This is a genomic window from Bradyrhizobium sp. HKCCYLS1011, assembly GCF_051167795.1.
GTDB lineage: Bacteria > Pseudomonadota > Alphaproteobacteria > Rhizobiales > Xanthobacteraceae > Bradyrhizobium.
Genome location: NZ_JBNPTT010000003.1, coordinates 627,269 through 644,889 on the forward strand (window position 1 = coordinate 627,269; position 17,621 = coordinate 644,889).

Here is a 17,621-nt window from a genome sequence, read left to right on the forward strand (position 1 = left end):
GGCCTCCCGTTCATCTTGTCATGCGCTACACTGCGACATGGTTCCAACGCGGAACCGGGGTCGTGCGCTGATCACGATGCCATGAATATGATGCAACGAATAACAAGGGAGCAGGACATGGGACGACTCGACGGCAAGGTTGCGGTGATCACCGGAGCGACCAGCGGCATCGGCTTGCGCACAGCGGAAGTCTTCGTGGCCGAGGGCGCCAAGGTCGTCGTGGCCGGACGCCGCGTGGCCGAGGGCGAAGCGCTGGCGAAGAGGTTGGGCGCGAATTGTCTCTTCCGCCAGACCGACGTCGCCATTGACGACGAGGTCCGCGGATTGATCGATCTCGCGGTCGAAAGATTCGGCAGGCTGGACTGCCTGTTCAACAATGCCGGAGGTCCGGCGCAGACCGGCGGCATCGAAGGGCTGGATGCCAGCCGGTTCGATGCCGCCATGGCGGTGCTGTTGCGCGGCGTGATGCTTGGTATGAAATATGCCGCGCCTCATATGAAGAAGCAGGGCTCCGGCAGCATCATCAACAATGGCAGCATTGCCGGCCGGCTTGCCGGCTTTTCGACCTCGCTGGTCTACGGCACGGCCAAGGCCGCCGTCATTCATCTGACCAAGTGCGTGGCGATGGAGCTCGGCGAGTCCGGCATCCGCGTCAACTCGATCTCGCCGGGTCTGATCGCGACCGGCATCTTCGGCAAGGCCTTGGGCCTGTCGACGGAGGCCGCCGAAAAAACGCCGGAGACGATCCGCAACGCCTATGCGACTGCGCAGCCGATCCCGCGCGCCGGCTCGCCCGATGACATCGCCTACGCCGCGGTGTTTCTCGCCAGCGACGAGTCGAGCTTCATCAACGGCCATGATCTCGTCATCGACGGCGCCATCACTGGCGGCCGCAACTGGAGCCAGCAGCAGCAAGGCTATGAGACGATGCGCAAGCTCCTGGGGCAGGCGGTGGAGTGAGGGCGCGCGCTTGCCCGGCGCGCGATGCGCCGACGGGCCAACGTGCCAAGCTCATAGTGCCTTCAGCGTCACCTTGAGCCCGTCGCGCGGTTTCGGGATCGGCCAGACCTGCCAGCTCGGCCGATAGCCCGATCCGAACGAGACCTCGACGTTTGCGAGAAAATGCCGCGCGAAGCATTTCGCCTGCATGTAGGCGAAGTGCAGGCCGAGGCACATATGCGCGCCGCCGCCGAACGGCACCCAGGCGAAGCGGTGGCGGCTTCGCTGCGCTTCGTCGGTGAAGCGCAGGGGATCGAAGCGGTCTGGCTCGGGCCAAACGTCCTTCATGTGGTGCGTGAACATCGGATTGACGCCGACGCCGGTGCCGGCCGGAATCGCATAGCCCCTGAAGGTGAAGTCCCGAACCGCTCGCCGCGGCAGCGACGGCACCGGCGGCATCAGGCGCAAGGTCTCCTGGAACGCCATCTCGGTCAGCTTCATCTTCTCGAGGTGGCTCGTATCCATCGGCTCGCCAGGCGCAAGGCCGAGGCTCAAGACCTCCGCGCGCAACTTCTGCTGCCAGTCCGGATTCGCCGCCAGCTGCGCGACAAAGGACGTGAAGGACGAGGTCAGCGTGTCGTGTGCGGCCATCATCAGGAAGCTCATGTGATCGACGATGGCCTGCGTCGACAGCAGCGCGCCATCATCGTCGGTGGCGCGGCAGAGCTGCGAGAACAGGTCCTCGCCATCACCCTTCGCGCGGCGGAGCGGCACCTGCTCGGAGAAATAGGCCACGACACGCTTGCGTCCCCGCACACCACGCGCCATCTGCGTGCCCGGCAGCGGCCTGCGGATCGGGGTGACCGCGGCGGCCACCATGTCGATGAAGGCGCGGTTGATGGTCTCGACCTCCGGCCCGAGCTCGGTGCCGAGAAAGGCGGTGGCCGCGAGGTCGAGGGTCAGCTGCTTGATCGCGGGATAGAACAGCATCTCGCCGGGCTTTGCCTTCCACTGCGCAACGCGCGCGGCGATGCCGCGGTCGAGCCCTGCGAGATAGGATTTCATTGGCCCGGCCTTGAACGCGACCGAGAGCGCCTTGCGGTGCAGGCGATGCTCGTCGAAATCCATCAGCATCAGCCCGCGCGGAAACAGCAGCCCAAGCACCGGCTCCCAGCCATGCGCCGACGAGAACAGCCTGGCCTGGTCGAACAGCACCAGCTCGTTGGCCTCCGGCCCGAGCAGCACGATGGTGGTCTCGCCCAGCACATGGCTGCGATAGACCAGCCCGTATTTTTCGGCGTTGGCTTCGACATGGCCCTTGGGATCGGCCAGGATCTGCAGCGTCTTGCCGATGATCGGCCAGCCCTCGTCGCCGGGAATATGGGTGAGCGAATTCCGCCTGGGCGCGGTCAGCTTCAGCGCGGGAGAGGCGACATTCTGCATCGACATACGGGGGCTCCATTGGTCGGGACGGGGCGGGATGTCGTGGCGTCCATTGAACCGTGGGGGTCCACGGCTGCAATCTTCTCTGCAGCTCATTGTCACCACAAGCCTGCTGCAACTCAAGCCTTCGCGATCCCGCGGCGCGATACGCGTCCGGGCTTTGCTAGAAGACCTGCCCTCTCAGGCAGAGGGTACGGGGAATGCCGGGCGCTGGCCGATCGGGATTGGGGGGAGTCTCGCGACTCCAAAGCTCACACCTTCCGCTTTGCCGCCTCCTGCAAATCCGGTGCATTCACTGCGGGGATTGCGACTCGGCCGGGCCCGGTCTGCGCCAGCGCGGCCGCGGCCTTTTCGTTGTCCATGATCTTGGCCATCACGGCCTGTCCCGCGCGCTCGAAAATCTCGCGGTTCTCGATCACGAATTTCTGTGAGCGGCGCAGGCCGTCGATGTAGCCGTTGATCTCCGGCACGACGTAGCGGGCGACCATGTCCCAGCTGCGGCGGGTGTTTTCCGGGTTGGCCCAGTCGTGGACGAAGCCGATGATGTGGCCGACGCCGCCGGAGACCTGCATCAGGGTCTTGATCGTCTTGACGAGATCGTCGGGTGTGCCGATCGTCGACGCCGCGCCCTCGACGAACGCGGTCTTGTCGACGGCTTCGTCGGGCGATGAGAACGGCTTCAGGCCCGGTCGCATCAGCGTGCCGACAATATACTCGTTGTGCCAGCGCATCAGGCCGGCGCCGGCCTCGCGGCGCGCCTGTTCGCGCGTCTCGGCGATGTGCCAGGACAACAGCACCCGCCAATCGGCGCGGCTCACGGTCGTGCCGTGCTGCTTCGCGGCATCCTCGGCGAATTGCCATTGCTGCGGCAGCGCCATCAAGCCTTGCGTCGACATCGAGCCGAGCGAGATGATGCCAATGCCGTATTTGCCGGCGAGCGTCATGCCCGAGGGCGAGATCTGCGACGCCACCACGAACGGCATCTCCTCCTGCAGCGGCAGGATCTGCAGGGCCGCATCGTTCATGGTGAACCAGTCGCTCTTGGCGGTGACGCGTTCGCCGTTGAACAGGCGTCGGATGATGCCGATCGCCTCGTCCTGGCGGTCGCGCTGCGTCATCGGGTCGATGCCGAGCGTGTGCGCGTCGGAGGCCAGCGCGCCGGGGCCGGAGCCGAAAATGGCGCGCCCGCCGGTCATGTGGTCGAGCTGCACCATGCGCTGGGCGACATTGAACGGATGATGGTAAGGCAGCGAGATGACGCCGGTGCCAAGCCTGATGCGCTTGGTGCGCTCGCCGGCCGCCGCCAGGAACATCTCGGGCGAGGCGATCGTCTCCCAGCCCGACGAGTGATGCTCGCCGCACCAGAACTCGTCATAGCCAAGCGCGTCGAGCTGGGCGACGAGATCAAGATCGCGGCGAAATTGCAGCATCGGGTGCTCGCCGATCGGATGATGCGGGGCGAGGAATGCTCCAAACTTGAGACGCGCCATGATGTTTTCTCCCAAACGGAATTTGTCGTTGTCGACCGAAGAGGCTATGTGGTGCACCCGCGTTGAGCAATTGCTCCTGGTGCAAGGCGGGCTGCCGCCGACGCGCGGATCGCGCGAGTGCCGCCTTCGATCCGCAACCGAACTCGTCGCCGGAAGCATTTTGAAACGTGAGGTGCGATTGCACCCTGGAGATGTCTTTCGAGTGACATCGTGGCGCGAAAGCGGCGGCGTGGGCCGATTGACCCGCTACCCGCCCGACCTGTAACGATGGCCGGTCCACAAAGTGGAATATCGTCCTGTTCGCCTGAGGCAAGCATGTATCTGAGGCCGTCCGACGCCAATGCGACGCTGCAATTGTCCAGCAGGCGCAAGCGCGATCTGCTCGATCACTATGAAAGCAACGTCGAGGAGCTCGACCGCTGGCGCGAATTCAACGCGGCCTATCATGCTGACGACTTGAAGTTCATGCAGTTTCTGATCCCGCCGGGCAAGCGGGTTCTCGAGCTCGGTTGCGGCCGCGGCGATCTGCTCGCGGCGCTCAAGCCATCGTATGGCGTCGGCATCGATTTCGGTGCGCAGACCATCGCCACCGCCAATTCGCGCTATCCGCATCTCGGTTTTGTGCTCGGCGACGTCGAGGATCCGGCGACGCTCGATGCGATCGAAGGACCATTCGACTACATCGTGATCGCCGACACCATCGGCATGTTCGAGGATATCGACGGCACGATGCGGCTGATCCAGAAGCTGTGTGCGCCGTCGACGCGGATCATCATTTCCTACTATTCCCATCTCTGGGAGCCGGTCCTCAGGGCCGCGGAGGCGGTCAATCTCAGGCGCAAGCAGCCCAAGATCAACTACATCGCGACCGCCGACTTTCTCAATCTGATGGATCTCGCCGATTACGAGGTCATTCGTCATGAGCAACGGCAGTTGCTGCCGCAGCGCTGGCTGGGGATCGGGCCGGTCATCAACAGCTATGTCGCGCCCTTGCCGGGAATTCGTGCCCTGTGCCTGCGGACCTATCTGGTGGTGCGGCCGGTACGGCAATTCCCGGAGCGCAAGCTCTCCGCCAGCATCGTCATCCCCTGCCGCAACGAGCGCGGCAACATCGAGAGCGCCATCCGGCGGATGCCACGCTTCGGCGCGCATCAGGAGATCCTGTTCGTCGAAGGCAATTCCAGCGACGATACCTTTGCGGAGTGCGAGCGCGTCCGCGAGGCCTACAAGGATCAGTGGGACATCAAGGTCTTCAAGCAGGACGGCAAGGGCAAGGGCGACGCGGTGCGCAAGGGTTTTGCGGCGGCGAGCGGCGATGTGCTGATGATCCTGGATGCCGACCTCACCATGCCGCCGGAGACCTTGCCGAAGTATCACGCCATCATCGAGAGCGGGAAGGCGGAGTTCGTCAACGGCACGCGGCTGGTCTATCCGATGGAAGACGAGGCGATGCGGCCGCTCAACTTCATCGCCAACCGCTGCTTCGCCTATCTGTTCAGCTTCCTGGTCAACACCCGTCTCACCGATACGCTGTGCGGCACCAAGGTTCTCTTGCGCAAGGACTACGAAGTGCTGGCGCGCGAGCGCAGCTATTTCGGCGATTTCGATCCGTTCGGCGATTTCGACCTGATCTTCGGTGCCGCAAAACAGAACCTGAAGATCATCGAGACCCCGATCCACTACAAGGCGCGCACCTTCGGCGAGACCCAGATCTCCCGCTTCCGCGACGGCTGGCTGCTCTTGAAGATGGTCTGGTTCGCCTACCGCAAGCTCAAGGCGATATGAGCGAAGCGTGATCCATGATCGCGCCTCACGCAGCAATCATTGTGGCGTGATGCTCACGAGCGCAGCACTTGAGTTCACATATCGGTCAGCGGTCCACGTCGCGCGCCGCGTCGACGCGGTGTTCAGGAGCTGATTTGCGCCCGTTTGTATGCAAATGGCCTCGTTCGTGACATTTAGATCGCAGCAAGCGAAAAATTCGCAACAGAATTGCCGGAGACCGAGAATCTACCAGCTTTTTATTTTGCGTCGCGGCAACTATGTGGGTGATGGTGGGTTGATTCCGCCGCTGCAAGGAGTTGCCGGTGTCTCTTGCTGAAAATGTAGAATATCTGCGACGGCTGCGAGAGCTGCACGGCATTACCGGATTCGGGGACTTCCAACGCCAGCCTCGGCCGACGCCAGCCAGTCCGCTGATCGAGATCGATCGCTTCGGCTCCAATCCGGGCCGGCTGAAGATGTTTGCCTATGTGCCGGCGCAGCGCCAAGCGCTGCTGCCGCTCGTCGTGGTGCTTCATGGCTGCGGGCAGAGCGCGGCCGAGTTCGATCTGGGCGCAGGCTGGTCGACGCTTGCCAAGCATTACGGCTTTGCGCTGCTGCTGCCTGAGCAGCAGCGGGCTAATAATCCGCAACGCTGCTTCAACTGGTTCGATCCCGAGGATATCGTGCGGGATCACGGCGAGGTTGGCTCGATCAGGCAGATGATCGCGCGCATGGTCGCCGATTGTGCGATCGACCCCAGGCGCATCTTCATCACCGGCCTGTCGGCCGGCGGCGCCATGACCATGGCGATGCTGGCGAACCACCCCGAGCTGTTCGCGGCGGGTGCAGTGATTGCCGGCCTGCCGTTCGGCGTCGCCCGCAATGTGCGCGACGCGATCCTTCAGATGCGCATGCCGCAGACGCGTTCGGCGAGCGAGCTGGGCAAGCTGGTGCGCGGCAATTCACGCCATCGCGGGCCCTGGCCTAAACTGTCGGTGTGGCACGGCACGGCCGACCACACCGTGCATCCTCACAACGCCGACGAGATCGTCAAGCAGTGGCTCGACCTGCACCGGCTGCCGCTGGCGCCGATGGCGGATGCCAAGGTCGACGGCTACCCGCATCAGCAGTGGTGGAATGCCGACGGCGAGACAGTGGTGGAGTCCTTCACCATCACCGACATGGCGCATGGCGCACCGCTCGGGCTTGCCGCCAACGACAAGCGCTATGGCAAGCAGGGGCCGTTCCTGCTCGAGGTCGGGATCTCGTCCTCCTACCACATCGCGAAATTCTTCGGCGTGACCGACTGGATCAGGCCGCAGAAGATCGCGCCGGAATCGCCGAGCGCCAAGCTCATTCCCCAGGTCTCGCCGATTTCGTCGGCGCTTCCGAGCCTGACCAAGATCCTGTGGCCCAAGGCCACGGAGCCGAAGCTAGACACTGTGACGGCGGTCGAGACCAAACCCGCCGATGCCAAGCCGGCCAATCTCAAGCCTCTCGATGCCAAGCCTGCCACTATTAAGCCGGTAGAGGTGCGGCCTGTCGCAGCAAAGCCCGCGGAGCCGGTTGCCAGGATGGCACCGAAGCCGCCGCAGCAGAAGCCGCGGCGGGCACAGATCGATGTGACCGCTGTGATCGAGCGCGCGCTGCACGCAGCCGGCTTGAAGAAATAGCTGTCAGCTGGCGGGCTAGAATTCGCCGGTGAGGAATGGATTGGTCATCCGCTCCTGGCCGAAGCTAGAGCCTGCGCCGTGGCCGCAGATGAAGCCGACCTCGTCGCCGAGCGGCAACAGCTTCTCCTTGATCGACCTGATCAGCGCGGCATGGCTGCCGCCGGGCAGGTCGGTGCGGCCGACCGAGCCGTTGAACAGCACGTCGCCGACCAGCGCGAAGTGCATCTCCTTATTGAAGAAGACCACACTGCCCGGCGAATGGCCGGGGCAATGCAGGATGTCGAAGGTCAGCTCGCCGATCTCGACCCGTTCACCCTCGTCGAGCCAGCGGTCCGGCGTGAAGTCGCGCACCCCGGTGATGCCGAAGCGCGCCCCGCTCGACACCACGTTGTCGAGCAGGAACTTGTCGGCGAGATGCGGTCCCTCGATCGGCACGTTCAAGGCCTCGCGCAGCTCGGCGGCGCCGCCGACATGGTCGATGTGACCATGTGTCAGCCAGATCTTCTCGACCGTGACGCCGGCCTTGGCGATCGCGTCGCGGATCACCGGCACGTCGCCGCCGGGGTCGATCACGACTGCCTTCTTGGTGGCCTCGCACCAGAGGATGGTGCAGTTCTGCTCGAACGGCGTGACCGGCACGATCACAGCGCCGGCCTTGGCTTTGTTCTCGGTTTCGTTCTCGGTTTTCTGGCTCATGCTCCCAAGCATGCCCATTTTTCGCACTGCGCCAAGCGAAAAGACGCCCGATACCGCCCTCTTGATGCCGCCGCCTCCGAACCACCGGGCGGGCCGCTCTGAACTTGCCGGCTGTTCCGGCGTTGGAGCGCCACATCAGCGAGCAGGATGATGCGATGGTCGAGAGCGGGGCGTGGTGGCGCCAGGGTATTTTCTATCAGATCTATCCGCGGTCGTTCCAGGACAGTGACGGCGACGGCGTTGGCGACCTCGCCGGCATCGTCCACCGGCTGCCTTATATTTTGACGCTTGGCGTCGACGCGATCTGGCTGTCGCCGATCTTCACCTCGCCGATGGCCGATTTCGGCTACGACATTTCCGACTACACCGGCATCGATCCTCTGTTCGGCACGATGGAGGATTTCGATGCGCTGGTTCGAGCCGCTCATGAGAGCGGGTTGAAGGTGATCCTGGACCTGGTGCCGAACCACACCTCCGACCAGCATCCCTGGTTCGTCGAGGCGCGCCGCTCGCGCGACAATCCCCGGCGCGATTGGTACATCTGGCGCGATCCGAAGCCGGACGGTGGGCCGCCCAACAACTGGCTGTCCGAATTCGGCGGCAGCGCCTGGCAATATGACCAGGCAACCGGTCAATACTACTATCACGCCTTTCTCGCCCAGCAGCCGGATCTCAACTGGCGCAATCCGGCCGTGCGCGCCGCGGTCTACGACGTGATGCGGTTCTGGCTGCGCAAGGGCGTCGACGGCTTTCGCGTCGATGTGATCTGGCACCTGATCAAGGACGCCGAGTTCCGCGACAATCCTGCCAACCCCGGCTACATCGAAGGGCGGCCACCGCACGAACGGATCCTGCCGCGTCATTCGACCGATCAGCCCGAGGTGCACCAGGTCATCGCGGAGATGCGGAAGGTGCTGGACGCGTTCGGCGATCGCGTGCTGATCGGCGAAATCTATCTGCCGATCGAGCGGCTGATGGCCTATTACGGCAAGGATCTCTCCGGCGCGCACCTGCCGTTCAACTTCGCGCTGCTCTCTGCGCCCTGGCACGCGCGCGACATCGAGAGGATCATCGCCGAATATGAGACTGCGCTGCCGCCCGGCGCCTGGCCGAACTGGGTGCTCGGCAACCACGATCGGCCGCGGGTGGCAAGCCGGGTCGGGGCTGAGCAGGCGCGGGTGGCCGCCATGCTGCTGCTGACCCTGCGCGGCACGCCGACGCTCTATTGCGGCGACGAGATCGGCATGTGGCAGGTCGCCATCGCACCGGACCAGGTGCGCGATCCGTTCGAGAAGAACGTGCCCGGCATCGGCGTCGGCCGCGACGGATGCCGCACGCCGATGCAGTGGAATGCGACGCCAAATGCCGGCTTTTCCACCGCGGCGCCCTGGCTGCCGGTGGCCCATGATTTCATGCACGAGAACGTGGTCAACCTGACCGCCGATAAGCGCTCGATCCTCAATCTCTATCGCGCGCTGATCCGCTTGCGGAAGCGCCACGCCGCGCTGGTGACAGGCCACTACCGGCCGGTCGCGGCCGAAGGCGATCTCCTGCTCTATCGCCGCGACGGGGAGGGCGAGATCCTGACCATCGCGCTCAATCTGGGCGACGATCCGGTGTCGCTCGCGACCGAAGGCAGCGGCCTGGAGGGACAGATCCTGCTCTCGACCCATCTCGACCGCGACGGCGAGGCCATTCACGGCACGCTCGATCTGCGCGGCAATGAGGGCGTCGTGATCGGGCGGCCGGCTGCAACCACATAATGGCTGTCGTCCCGGCGAACGCCGGGACCCATACCGCGTGATGCAAGAAAGTCGTATGCAGCCAATACCGCGTTCGAGCCACAATCGCCGGTGGCTATGGGTCCCGGCGTTCGCAGGGACGACACCCAATTCGTAGCAGCAGCGTGGGCCGCATTACCTCGGATGCGCTGCCTTTCGCGTGCGCTTCGCTGATCTTTCGGTATCCACGTCGCTGCGGCGGAGCAGATAGTCGAGCCCACCGACCCGGTACCAGCGATAGCCGTAAGGCTCCAGCACCAGCGTATGGCGGCCGCGCTTGTCGGCGCGGCTGTGATCTTCGGCGAGCAGGTTGATCAGCAGCTTGCCGCTGTCGTCAGCCAGCCCGGTCGCAAACGCGATCTCGCGCGGCTTCTCATCGAGATTGTGTACGAACAGCACAGAATTGTTGCGCCAGTCGTAGCGGATGATCAGCACCGCCGGGTCGCGGGTCTCGATCACTTCGAAATCGCCCCAGCCGACCTCCGGCACCTCCTTGCGCATGCGGATGATGCGCTCGGTCCAGTTCAGCATCGAATTCGGATCGCGCCGCTGCTTGGCGGCGTTGACATGCTCATAACCATACGGACCTTGGTCGAGCACCGGCGAGGCCGCCTTGTCGCTCTTGGTGAAGCCGCCATGCGGCTCGGCCGACCATTGCATCGGCGTGCGCGCGCATTCGCGCTCGGGCAGCGCGAGATTGTCGCCCATCCCGAGCTCGTCGCCATAGCGGATCACCGGCGTGCCGGGCAGCGTGAACATCAGGCTGTAGGCGAGCTCGAGCCGCCGCCGGTCGCCGCCCAGCATCGGCGCCAGCCGCCGTCGGATGCCGCGGTTATAGAGCTGCATGTCCTTGTCCGGCCCGAACGCCTTGAACACCGCCTCGCGCTGCGCCTCGGTCAGCCGTCCGAGATCCAGCTCGTCATGATTGCGCAGGAACAGGCCCCATTGCGCGGACGCAGGGCGCGGCTTGGTGGCGACAAGCGCCTTCGCCAGCGGCCGCGTATCGGAGGCGGCCAGCGCATAGAACAGATGCTGGTTGACGTGGAAGTTGAACATCATGTGCATGCGGTCACCGTCGGCGCCGAAATACTCCAGATCGGTCTGCGGCAGCACGTTCGCTTCGGCCAGGATGATCGCGTCGCCCTCCCGCCATTGCAGAAATTCGCGAAACGCGCGCAGCATGTCGTATTGCTCGACCGACTTCTTCACGCTTGCGCCCTTGGTCGCGATCACGAAGGGCACCGCATCCATGCGAAAGCCGGAGACGCCGAGCTGGATCCAGAACCCCATGATCTTGAGAATCTCGGTCTGCATATGCGGATTGGAGGTGTTGAGATCGGGCTGGAAGTCATAGAAGCGGTGGAAGTACCAGGCGCCGGCTTCCTTATCGCGCGTCCAGGTCGATTTCTGCACGCCGGGAAACACCATGCCGGTATTGGCGTTGGCCGGCTTCTTGTCCGACCACACATACCAGTCGCGATACGGCGAATCCTTGGAGCGCCGCGCCTCCAAAAACCATGGATGCTGGTCGGAGGTGTGGTTGACGACGAGATCGATGATGATACGGATGCCGCGCTGCTTGCAGCCATGGGCGAATTCGACGAAATCGCCGAGCGTGCCATAGCGCGGATCGACGCCGTAATAGTCGGCGATGTCGTAGCCGCCGTCGCGCTGCGGCGACGGCTGGAACGGCATCAGCCAGATCGCGGTGACGCCGAGCCCGTGGAGATAATCGAGCCGGCGGGTCAGGCCGACGAAGTCGCCGATCCCGTCGCCATTGGCGTCCATATAGGTGCCGACCGCGAGGCAGTAGAAGATGCCGTTCTTGTACCAGAGATCGTCGATCATGAACGGCTGCCTCCCGCACGGCCGCTGATTGCGGCCGCTTGTTAAGCAGAAGGCGGCACGCGAGTTCCCGGTTCCGTGAGGATGAGAGGGCGCTTGGGTGAACCGCGGAATCGGGTATGCTGAGCGAATGGAATCCGCCGCCGCCAAAATCAGCCTCGTTCCCATTGATGGGCGTCAGTCCGAGACCGCGCTCGCGGTCGCGCGCGGCACATCGCGGCTGTTGCGCTCGCTCGGCTTCGCCACGGTCAGCGAATTGCCGTTGCCGTCAGGCCGGCGCGCCGATCTGGTGGCGTTGAACGAGCGCGGCGAGATCTGGATCGTCGAGATCAAGTCGTCGGTCGAGGATCTGCGCGCCGACCATAAATGGGAGGACTATCGGCTGCATTGCGACCGGCTGTTGTTCGCGTTCACGCAGGATCTGCCCTGCGAGATCTTCCCTGCGGAGACCGGACTGATCGTCGCCGATGCCTATGGCGCCCATCTGCAGTGCGAGGCGCCGCTGCACAAATTGCCGGCGCCGACGCGCAAGCTGATGACGGTGCGCTTCGCGCTCGCCGCGGCGCAGCGCATGAGCCGTCTGATCGATCCGCAAGGGCACCAGGAGTTCTAGTCTGCGCTGCGGGCGAACTCTGTCCCGCTGTTTTCGGCGGCTGCGCAGAAAATCGGTGCGTCTACTTGGGCGCCCGCTTGGCGAGGATCCGCTGCAGGGTGCGGCGATGCATGTTGAGCCGCCGCGCGGTTTCTGAGACGTTACGGTTGCACATCTCATAGATGCGCTGGATGTGCTCCCAGCGCACACGGTCGGCCGACATCGGGTTCTGCGGCAGCTCCGATTTCTCACCGCCCGTGGAGAGCAACGCTGCAACGACGTCATCCGCATCGGCAGGCTTGGCGAGATAATCCACCGCGCCCATCTTCACCGCGGTCACGGCTGTCGCGATATTGCCGTAGCCGGTCAGGACAATGGCGCGTGCATCGGGGCGCGTGCGTTTCAAAGCCGAGACAACGTCAAGGCCGTTGCCGTCGCCGAGCCTGAGATCGACCACCGCAAACGCCGGGGCAGATTTGCCGATCTGCGAGATGCCGTCAGCGACGCTCTCGCATGACGTCACGACGAAGCCGCGGGTCTCCATCGCCCGCGCGAGCCGCTCCAGGAACGGCTTGTCATCTTCCACGATCAGCAGCGAACGATCGGGCTGATTGGCGAGTTCGGCGATGGCACTCACGGTCATCCTCAGGAGGCTCGGTTGTAGGAAGCTATCATACCTCACATATGGCGTTATGGCCGTCATCTGCCAAGACGGCAGGTGGTGCGGCGTGACGCCGCGTCATTTTCGTGTGTGGTATCAACTACTTCCGGTCAGGTCGGCGCCGTGCCGGTCGCCGGTCTCGCTTTCCTCGACCGCCTCGAAGCGTTGCCGCGGCCAGACGATCTGCACGACCGCGCCGTGGTCGGGAAATGGCCGATTGGTAAACGAGACCTTGGCGCCGGTGCGTTCGAGCAGCGTCCGGGCGATGAAGACGCCCAGGCCCAGGCCGCCTCCTTGGGAGTCGTCGTTTCCGCGGCGCCGCGACAGATAGGGTTCACCGATCCGCTTCAGGATGTCGGGTGCGAAGCCCGGACCGTCGTCGGAGATCGCGATCTCCACCGTCTCATTGTTCCACCAGGCATTGACCTCGACCGCATCGCGGGCGAAGTCCACTGCGTTTTCCAGGATGTTGCCGACGCCATAGAGGATCGCGGGATTGCGCGTCCCGACCGGCTCCTTGGCCGCGGCGAGAGCGATGCGCACCTTGATATCGACGCCGAAATCCCGGTGCGGCGCCACCGTCTCCTCGATCAGGGTCGAGAGCTTCATGCGGTCGAACATCGAGCCGGTTGATGAGAGCTGAGTGATCTTGCCGAGAATGTCGCGGCAGCGCTGCGCCTGCTCGCGCAACGTCTTGATGTCACCTGACACCTGTCCGTTGTCCTGCAGCGCCCGCTCGAGCTCGCGCGAGATCAAGACGATGGTGGCAAGCGGCGTGCCGAGCTCATGTGCCGCAGCCGCCGCAAGTCCGTCGAGCTGGGTCAGGTGCTGCTCGCGCGCCAGCACGAGCTCGGTGGCCGCGAGCGCGTCCGAAAGCTTGCGCGCCTCCTCTGTGACCTGAAACGAATAGAGGCTGGTGACGCCGATCGCGAGCGCAATCGAGAGCCAGACGCCGAAGATATAGATCGGCGGGAAATCCAGCGGCTCTTCGCCATCCCAGGGCAACGGCATATGGAAGAACAGCAGCAGGGTGGCGCAGGCGACCGCGAGCAGCCCGAGCATCACGGTGAGCCGGACCGGCAGCGCGGTGGCCGATATGAGCACCGGCACCAGGAACATGAACGAGAATGGGTTATCCAGCCCGCCGGTCAGATAGAGCAATGTTGCGAGCTCGACGATGTTCAGCGCGAGCAGGCCGCCGGCATGGCGCGGTTCCAGCAGCTGCATCGGGTTGAACGCGATCTGCAGCGCGAGATTGACCAGCGCCGAAACGCTGATAACGGCAAGGCACGGCACCACCGGCAGGTCGAATTCCAGGCCCTGGACGACCACGAAGATCGCCGTCAATTGCCCCAGTGCGGCGAGCCAGCGCAGCCGCAGAATGGTGTCGAGTCGGACCCGCCGCCGCGGGTCGCGAAGCTCGGTGTCCGGCGTGTCGGTGATCAGCGTGTCGGTCATGACCAGCAACTTAGTGTCGCCTGGGGGCGGCGACAAATCGGCCCGTTCACCTGCTTCGCCTGTTGCGCTTCGCAGCGCAATGGCCCAATGAACGAGGCCCATGACACATGATGACGCAGCCTTGCCCCGCGCGGCCGCGCAGGGGCCGCATGTCTCGGCGGCTATCGCGGTCACGCATCTGACAAAGATCTACAAAGCGACCCGCGCGGTCGACGACATCTCGTTTCGCATCGGCCACGGCAGCATCACCGGCCTGCTCGGCGGCAATGGTGCGGGCAAGACCACGACGATTGCCACGATCATGGGGCTGGTGCTGCCGACCTCAGGGCAAGTCGAGGTGCTTGGACATCCGATGCCGGAGCAGAGCGATGAGGTACTGGGGCGGATGAATTTCGAAAGCCCCTATGTCGATATGCCGATGCGGCTGACGGTGCGACAAAATCTCACGATCTTCGGGCGCCTTTATGCCGTCGGAGGCCTCAAAGACCGTATCGCGCAGCTGGCGTCCGACCTTGACCTTAACGATTTCCTCGATCACGCCTCGGGCAAGCTGTCGGCGGGGCAGAAGACGCGCGTTGCGCTGGCCAAGGCCCTGATCAACGATCCCGAGCTCCTGCTGTTGGACGAGCCGACGGCCTCGCTCGATCCCGATACCGCCGACTGGGTGCGCGGCCATCTCGAGCGCTATCGCCGACGGCGCGGCGCGACCATCCTGCTCGCCTCCCACAACATGCTTGAGGTGGAGCGGCTCTGCGACCGCGTCATCATCATGAAGCGCGGCCGCATCGAGGATGACGACAGCCCGGCGCAGATCATGGCGCGATACAACCGGAGCACGCTCGAAGAGGTGTTCCTCGACGTCGCGCGCGGCCGCGATCGGGAGGCCGTGCCATGAACGATTTCTCCCTAGCCATCGCGCCGCACCGGATCGGCGCGATGATCCTGCGCTACTGGTATCTCTTGCTGTCGTCCTGGCCGCGGCTGCTGGAGCTGATCTACTGGCCGACATTGCAGATCATCACCTGGGGATTCCTGCAGACCTATATCGCCAGCAATGCCGGCTTCTTTGCCCGCGCCGGCGGCACCTTGATCGGCGCGGTGATCCTCTGGGACATCCTGTTTCGAGGCCAGCTCGGCTTCTCCATCTCGTTTTTGGAGGAGATGTGGTCGCGCAATCTCGGCAACCTGATGATGAGTCCCTTGAAGCCGATCGAGTTCCTGCTCGCGCTGATGGTCATGAGCGTGATCCGGCTGGCGATCGGCGTGATCCCGATGACGCTGCTCGCCATCGCGTTCTTCCAGTTCAATTTCTACAGCCTTGGCCTGCCGCTGATCGCCTTCTTCTGTAACCTGATCTTCACCTCGTGGGCAGTCGGCATCTTCGTGTCGGGCCTGGTGCTGCGCAATGGTCTCGGCGCCGAGAGCATTGTCTGGACCTTGATGTTCGCGTTGATGCCACTGGCTTGCGTCTACTATCCGGTCAGCGTGCTGCCCGGATGGCTGCAATCGGTGTCCTGGACCTTGCCGCCCACCTATGTATTCGAAGGGATGCGTGCGCTTCTGATCAACCAGGTTTTCCGTGTCGACCTGATGCTCACCGCGCTGGCGCTCAATGCCGCCCTGCTATTGGCGTCATTTGCAGCATTCATTGCTCTTTTGCGGAGCGCCCGGCGCGCCGGGGCGCTGTTGAGCAGCGGGGAATAATCCACATTTCCCCGTGAATTTCCGGTGAGTTTTGGCTCTTGAATGCGTTAGCTAGTGCAACAGCGGATTGACGCTTTATTACGCATTCGGCACTATATATTGCGTTGCAGAGAGGTTCGAAAAAGCATGCCGATAGGTGAGTTTGGCGGCGCACCGCCCCTGGCGTCGGAAGGCAGTCCCGTCCTGACGACTCCGATGTACTGGATGTACGAAATGGCGCACGCCTCGCTCAATCCGGCGCGGGCGGTCACGGACGCCACCAAGATCCTGTTTCAAAATCCGCTCAATCCGTGGACCCACACACAGGCCGGCAAGTCGATCGCGGCGGCCTGCGAACTGTTCGAGCGCACCACGCGCCGTTATGGAAAGCCTGAATGGGGGCTCGACGAGACCGAGGTCAACGGTGTCAGAACCCCGGTCGAGATCCACAATGTCTGGGAAAAGCCGTTCTGCCGGCTGCTCTATTTCGACCGCAAGCTGACCCGGCCCCTGCGCGCTCCGCAGCCGCGGCTTCTGATCGTAGCGCCGATGTCCGGCCATTACGCGACCCTGTTGCGCGGAACGGTCGAGGCGTTTCTGCCGACGCACGAGGTCTATATCACCGATTGGGCCGATGCGCGCATGGTGCCGCTCGCGGAAGGCCGCTTCGATCTTGACGACTACATCGATTACGTCATCGAGATGCTTCACGTGCTCGGGACGAACATGCACGTCGTGGCGGTGTGCCAGCCGGCCGTGCCGGTGCTGGCGGCCATCTCGGTCATGGAAGCCGAGCGCGACCCGTTCGTGCCGCTGTCGATGACCTTGATGGGCGGACCGATCGACACGCGCCGCAATCCGACCGCGGTCAACCAGCTCGCCGTTCAGCGCGGCATCGACTGGTTCCGCAATCACGTCATCACCAAGGTGCCGTTCCCGCATCCCGGCGTGATGCGCGACGTCTATCCGGGCTTCCTGCAGCTCAACGGGTTCATCAGCATGAACCTCGATCGCCATGTCGATGCGCACAAGGCGCTGTTCGCCAATCTGGTGAAGGGCGACGGCGATCAGGTCGACAAGCACCGCGACTTTTACGACGAATATCTCGCGGTGATGGATCTGGCTGCGGAATATTATTTGCAGACAGTCGAGACGGTGTTCATCAAGCACGCCCTGCCGAAGGGGGAAATGACCCATCGCGGCAATCCGGTCGACCCATCCAAGATCACGCGCGTGGCTTTGATGACGGTGGAAGGGGAGAAAGACGACATTTCCGGTCTCGGACAGACCGAAGCGACACACAGACTCTGCACCTCGATCCCGGCGCATCGCCGTGTTCACTACGTGCAGCCCGGTGTCGGACATTACGGCGTGTTCAACGGTTCGCGATTCAAGTCGGAAATCGTGCCGCGCATCTCGGATTTCATGATGTCGGCTGCAGATCCGAAAGCACTGCTCGCGCTCGCTGCTGAATAGCCGCTTGGAGTGCTGCGTCCCTGCTCGAATCCGAGTTTGGGTAAGGCGTTGATTTGCCCCGGGAAACCGGATTCCATGAGTGACTCAAGGGGTGAATATGGCGTCACTCCTTGAGCAATG

Annotated in this window: 14 protein-coding genes; 8 read left to right on the forward strand and 6 right to left on the reverse strand. The window is 63.7% G+C overall.

Features of this window, described 5'->3' with window-relative positions; translation table 11 throughout:
* Positions 1-117 precede the first annotated feature (117 nt).
* Positions 118-960: an SDR family NAD(P)-dependent oxidoreductase gene (locus tag ACQR1W_RS11795; RefSeq protein WP_434850915.1), complete on the forward strand. Its 843-nt coding sequence runs from the start codon at positions 118-120 to the stop codon at positions 958-960.
* 51 nt (positions 961-1,011) lie between these two features.
* Here ACQR1W_RS11795 and ACQR1W_RS11800 read toward each other — a convergent pair whose 3' ends face one another.
* Together ACQR1W_RS11800 and ACQR1W_RS11805 are read right to left on the reverse strand one after the other, a co-directional pair.
* A complete protein-coding gene (locus ACQR1W_RS11800) occupies positions 1,012-2,388 on the reverse strand; it encodes a cytochrome P450 (protein WP_434850916.1) in 1,377 nt (458 codons plus the stop codon).
* 245 nt (positions 2,389-2,633) lie between these two features.
* On the reverse strand, positions 2,634-3,872 hold the full coding sequence (locus ACQR1W_RS11805; protein ID WP_434850917.1) for an LLM class flavin-dependent oxidoreductase: 1,239 nt from the start codon (positions 3,870-3,872) through the stop codon (positions 2,634-2,636).
* A gap of 315 nt (positions 3,873-4,187) precedes the next feature.
* On the opposite strand from ACQR1W_RS11805, the gene ACQR1W_RS11810 reads away from it, so the two are divergent.
* Together ACQR1W_RS11810 and ACQR1W_RS11815 are read left to right on the forward strand one after the other, a co-directional pair.
* Positions 4,188-5,657 carry a glycosyltransferase gene (locus tag ACQR1W_RS11810; protein ID WP_434850918.1) on the forward strand — a complete coding sequence of 490 codons (1,470 nt, stop codon included), beginning with the start codon at positions 4,188-4,190 and terminating at the stop codon, positions 5,655-5,657.
* 302 nt (positions 5,658-5,959) lie between these two features.
* Complete coding sequence (locus ACQR1W_RS11815; RefSeq protein ID WP_434850919.1) at positions 5,960-7,309, forward strand: extracellular catalytic domain type 1 short-chain-length polyhydroxyalkanoate depolymerase; 1,350 nt, start codon at positions 5,960-5,962, stop codon at positions 7,307-7,309.
* Between the two features lie 15 nt (positions 7,310-7,324).
* On the opposite strand, the gene ACQR1W_RS11820 is transcribed toward ACQR1W_RS11815, so the two are convergent.
* Complete coding sequence (locus ACQR1W_RS11820) at positions 7,325-8,005, reverse strand: MBL fold metallo-hydrolase (RefSeq protein WP_434850920.1); 681 nt, start codon at positions 8,003-8,005, stop codon at positions 7,325-7,327.
* Positions 8,006-8,160: 155 nt separating this feature from the next.
* Between ACQR1W_RS11820 and ACQR1W_RS11825 the strand changes: the two genes are divergently transcribed.
* Positions 8,161-9,768, forward strand: a complete 1,608-nt coding sequence (locus ACQR1W_RS11825; protein WP_434851153.1) for an alpha-amylase family glycosyl hydrolase — start codon at positions 8,161-8,163, stop codon at positions 9,766-9,768.
* Positions 9,769-9,921: 153 nt separating this feature from the next.
* Here ACQR1W_RS11825 and ACQR1W_RS11830 read toward each other — a convergent pair whose 3' ends face one another.
* Positions 9,922-11,634, reverse strand: a complete 1,713-nt coding sequence (locus ACQR1W_RS11830; protein WP_434850921.1) for an alpha-amylase family protein — start codon at positions 11,632-11,634, stop codon at positions 9,922-9,924.
* 127 nt (positions 11,635-11,761) lie between these two features.
* Here ACQR1W_RS11830 and ACQR1W_RS11835 point away from each other — a divergent pair, with 127 nt between their 5' ends.
* Positions 11,762-12,244 (forward strand): MmcB family DNA repair protein, encoded by a 483-nt coding sequence (locus ACQR1W_RS11835; RefSeq protein ID WP_434850922.1) that lies wholly within the window; start codon positions 11,762-11,764, stop codon positions 12,242-12,244.
* A gap of 61 nt (positions 12,245-12,305) precedes the next feature.
* On the opposite strand, the gene ACQR1W_RS11840 is transcribed toward ACQR1W_RS11835, so the two are convergent.
* Both ACQR1W_RS11840 and ACQR1W_RS11845 read right to left on the reverse strand, forming a co-directional pair.
* Positions 12,306-12,860, reverse strand: a complete 555-nt coding sequence (locus ACQR1W_RS11840) for an ActR/PrrA/RegA family redox response regulator transcription factor (RefSeq protein WP_008971120.1) — start codon at positions 12,858-12,860, stop codon at positions 12,306-12,308.
* 120 nt (positions 12,861-12,980) lie between these two features.
* Positions 12,981-14,342 (reverse strand): ActS/PrrB/RegB family redox-sensitive histidine kinase, encoded by a 1,362-nt coding sequence (locus ACQR1W_RS11845; RefSeq protein WP_434850923.1) that lies wholly within the window; start codon positions 14,340-14,342, stop codon positions 12,981-12,983.
* Between the two features lie 100 nt (positions 14,343-14,442).
* Here ACQR1W_RS11845 and ACQR1W_RS11850 point away from each other — a divergent pair, with 100 nt between their 5' ends.
* From ACQR1W_RS11850 to ACQR1W_RS11860, 3 genes are all read left to right on the forward strand, one after another.
* Positions 14,443-15,237 carry an ABC transporter ATP-binding protein gene (locus tag ACQR1W_RS11850; RefSeq protein ID WP_434850924.1) on the forward strand — a complete coding sequence of 265 codons (795 nt, stop codon included), beginning with the start codon at positions 14,443-14,445 and terminating at the stop codon, positions 15,235-15,237.
* Complete coding sequence (locus ACQR1W_RS11855; protein WP_434850925.1) at positions 15,234-16,046, forward strand: ABC transporter permease; 813 nt, start codon at positions 15,234-15,236, stop codon at positions 16,044-16,046. The genes ACQR1W_RS11850 and ACQR1W_RS11855 overlap by 4 nt, the downstream gene beginning before the upstream one ends.
* Positions 16,047-16,172: 126 nt before the next feature.
* Entirely contained in the window at positions 16,173-17,501 is a 1,329-nt protein-coding gene (locus ACQR1W_RS11860; protein ID WP_008971124.1) for a polyhydroxyalkanoate depolymerase, read from the forward strand.
* The last annotated feature ends 120 nt before the right edge of the window (positions 17,502-17,621 follow it).

Excerpts from the sequence above, each read along its gene's own strand:
- ACQR1W_RS11805 (WP_434850917.1), bottom strand. The coding sequence starts at position 3,872 with ATGGCGCGTCTCAAGTTTGGAGCATTCCTCGCCCCGCATCATCCGATC.
- ACQR1W_RS11820 (WP_434850920.1), bottom strand. The coding sequence starts at position 8,005 with ATGAGCCAGAAAACCGAGAACGAAACCGAGAACAAAGCCAAGGCCGGC.
- ACQR1W_RS11845 (WP_434850923.1), bottom strand. The coding sequence starts at position 14,342 with ATGACCGACACGCTGATCACCGACACGCCGGACACCGAGCTTCGCGAC.
- ACQR1W_RS11835 (WP_434850922.1), top strand. The coding sequence starts at position 11,762 with ATGGAATCCGCCGCCGCCAAAATCAGCCTCGTTCCCATTGATGGGCGT.
- ACQR1W_RS11855 (WP_434850925.1), top strand. The coding sequence starts at position 15,234 with ATGAACGATTTCTCCCTAGCCATCGCGCCGCACCGGATCGGCGCGATG.
- ACQR1W_RS11825 (WP_434851153.1), top strand. The coding sequence starts at position 8,161 with ATGGTCGAGAGCGGGGCGTGGTGGCGCCAGGGTATTTTCTATCAGATC.
- ACQR1W_RS11800 (WP_434850916.1), bottom strand. The coding sequence starts at position 2,388 with ATGTCGATGCAGAATGTCGCCTCTCCCGCGCTGAAGCTGACCGCGCCC.
- ACQR1W_RS11795 (WP_434850915.1), top strand. The coding sequence starts at position 118 with ATGGGACGACTCGACGGCAAGGTTGCGGTGATCACCGGAGCGACCAGC.
- ACQR1W_RS11850 (WP_434850924.1), top strand. The coding sequence starts at position 14,443 with ATGACACATGATGACGCAGCCTTGCCCCGCGCGGCCGCGCAGGGGCCG.
- ACQR1W_RS11810 (WP_434850918.1), top strand. The coding sequence starts at position 4,188 with ATGTATCTGAGGCCGTCCGACGCCAATGCGACGCTGCAATTGTCCAGC.
- ACQR1W_RS11830 (WP_434850921.1), bottom strand. The coding sequence starts at position 11,634 with ATGATCGACGATCTCTGGTACAAGAACGGCATCTTCTACTGCCTCGCG.
- ACQR1W_RS11860 (WP_008971124.1), top strand. The coding sequence starts at position 16,173 with ATGCCGATAGGTGAGTTTGGCGGCGCACCGCCCCTGGCGTCGGAAGGC.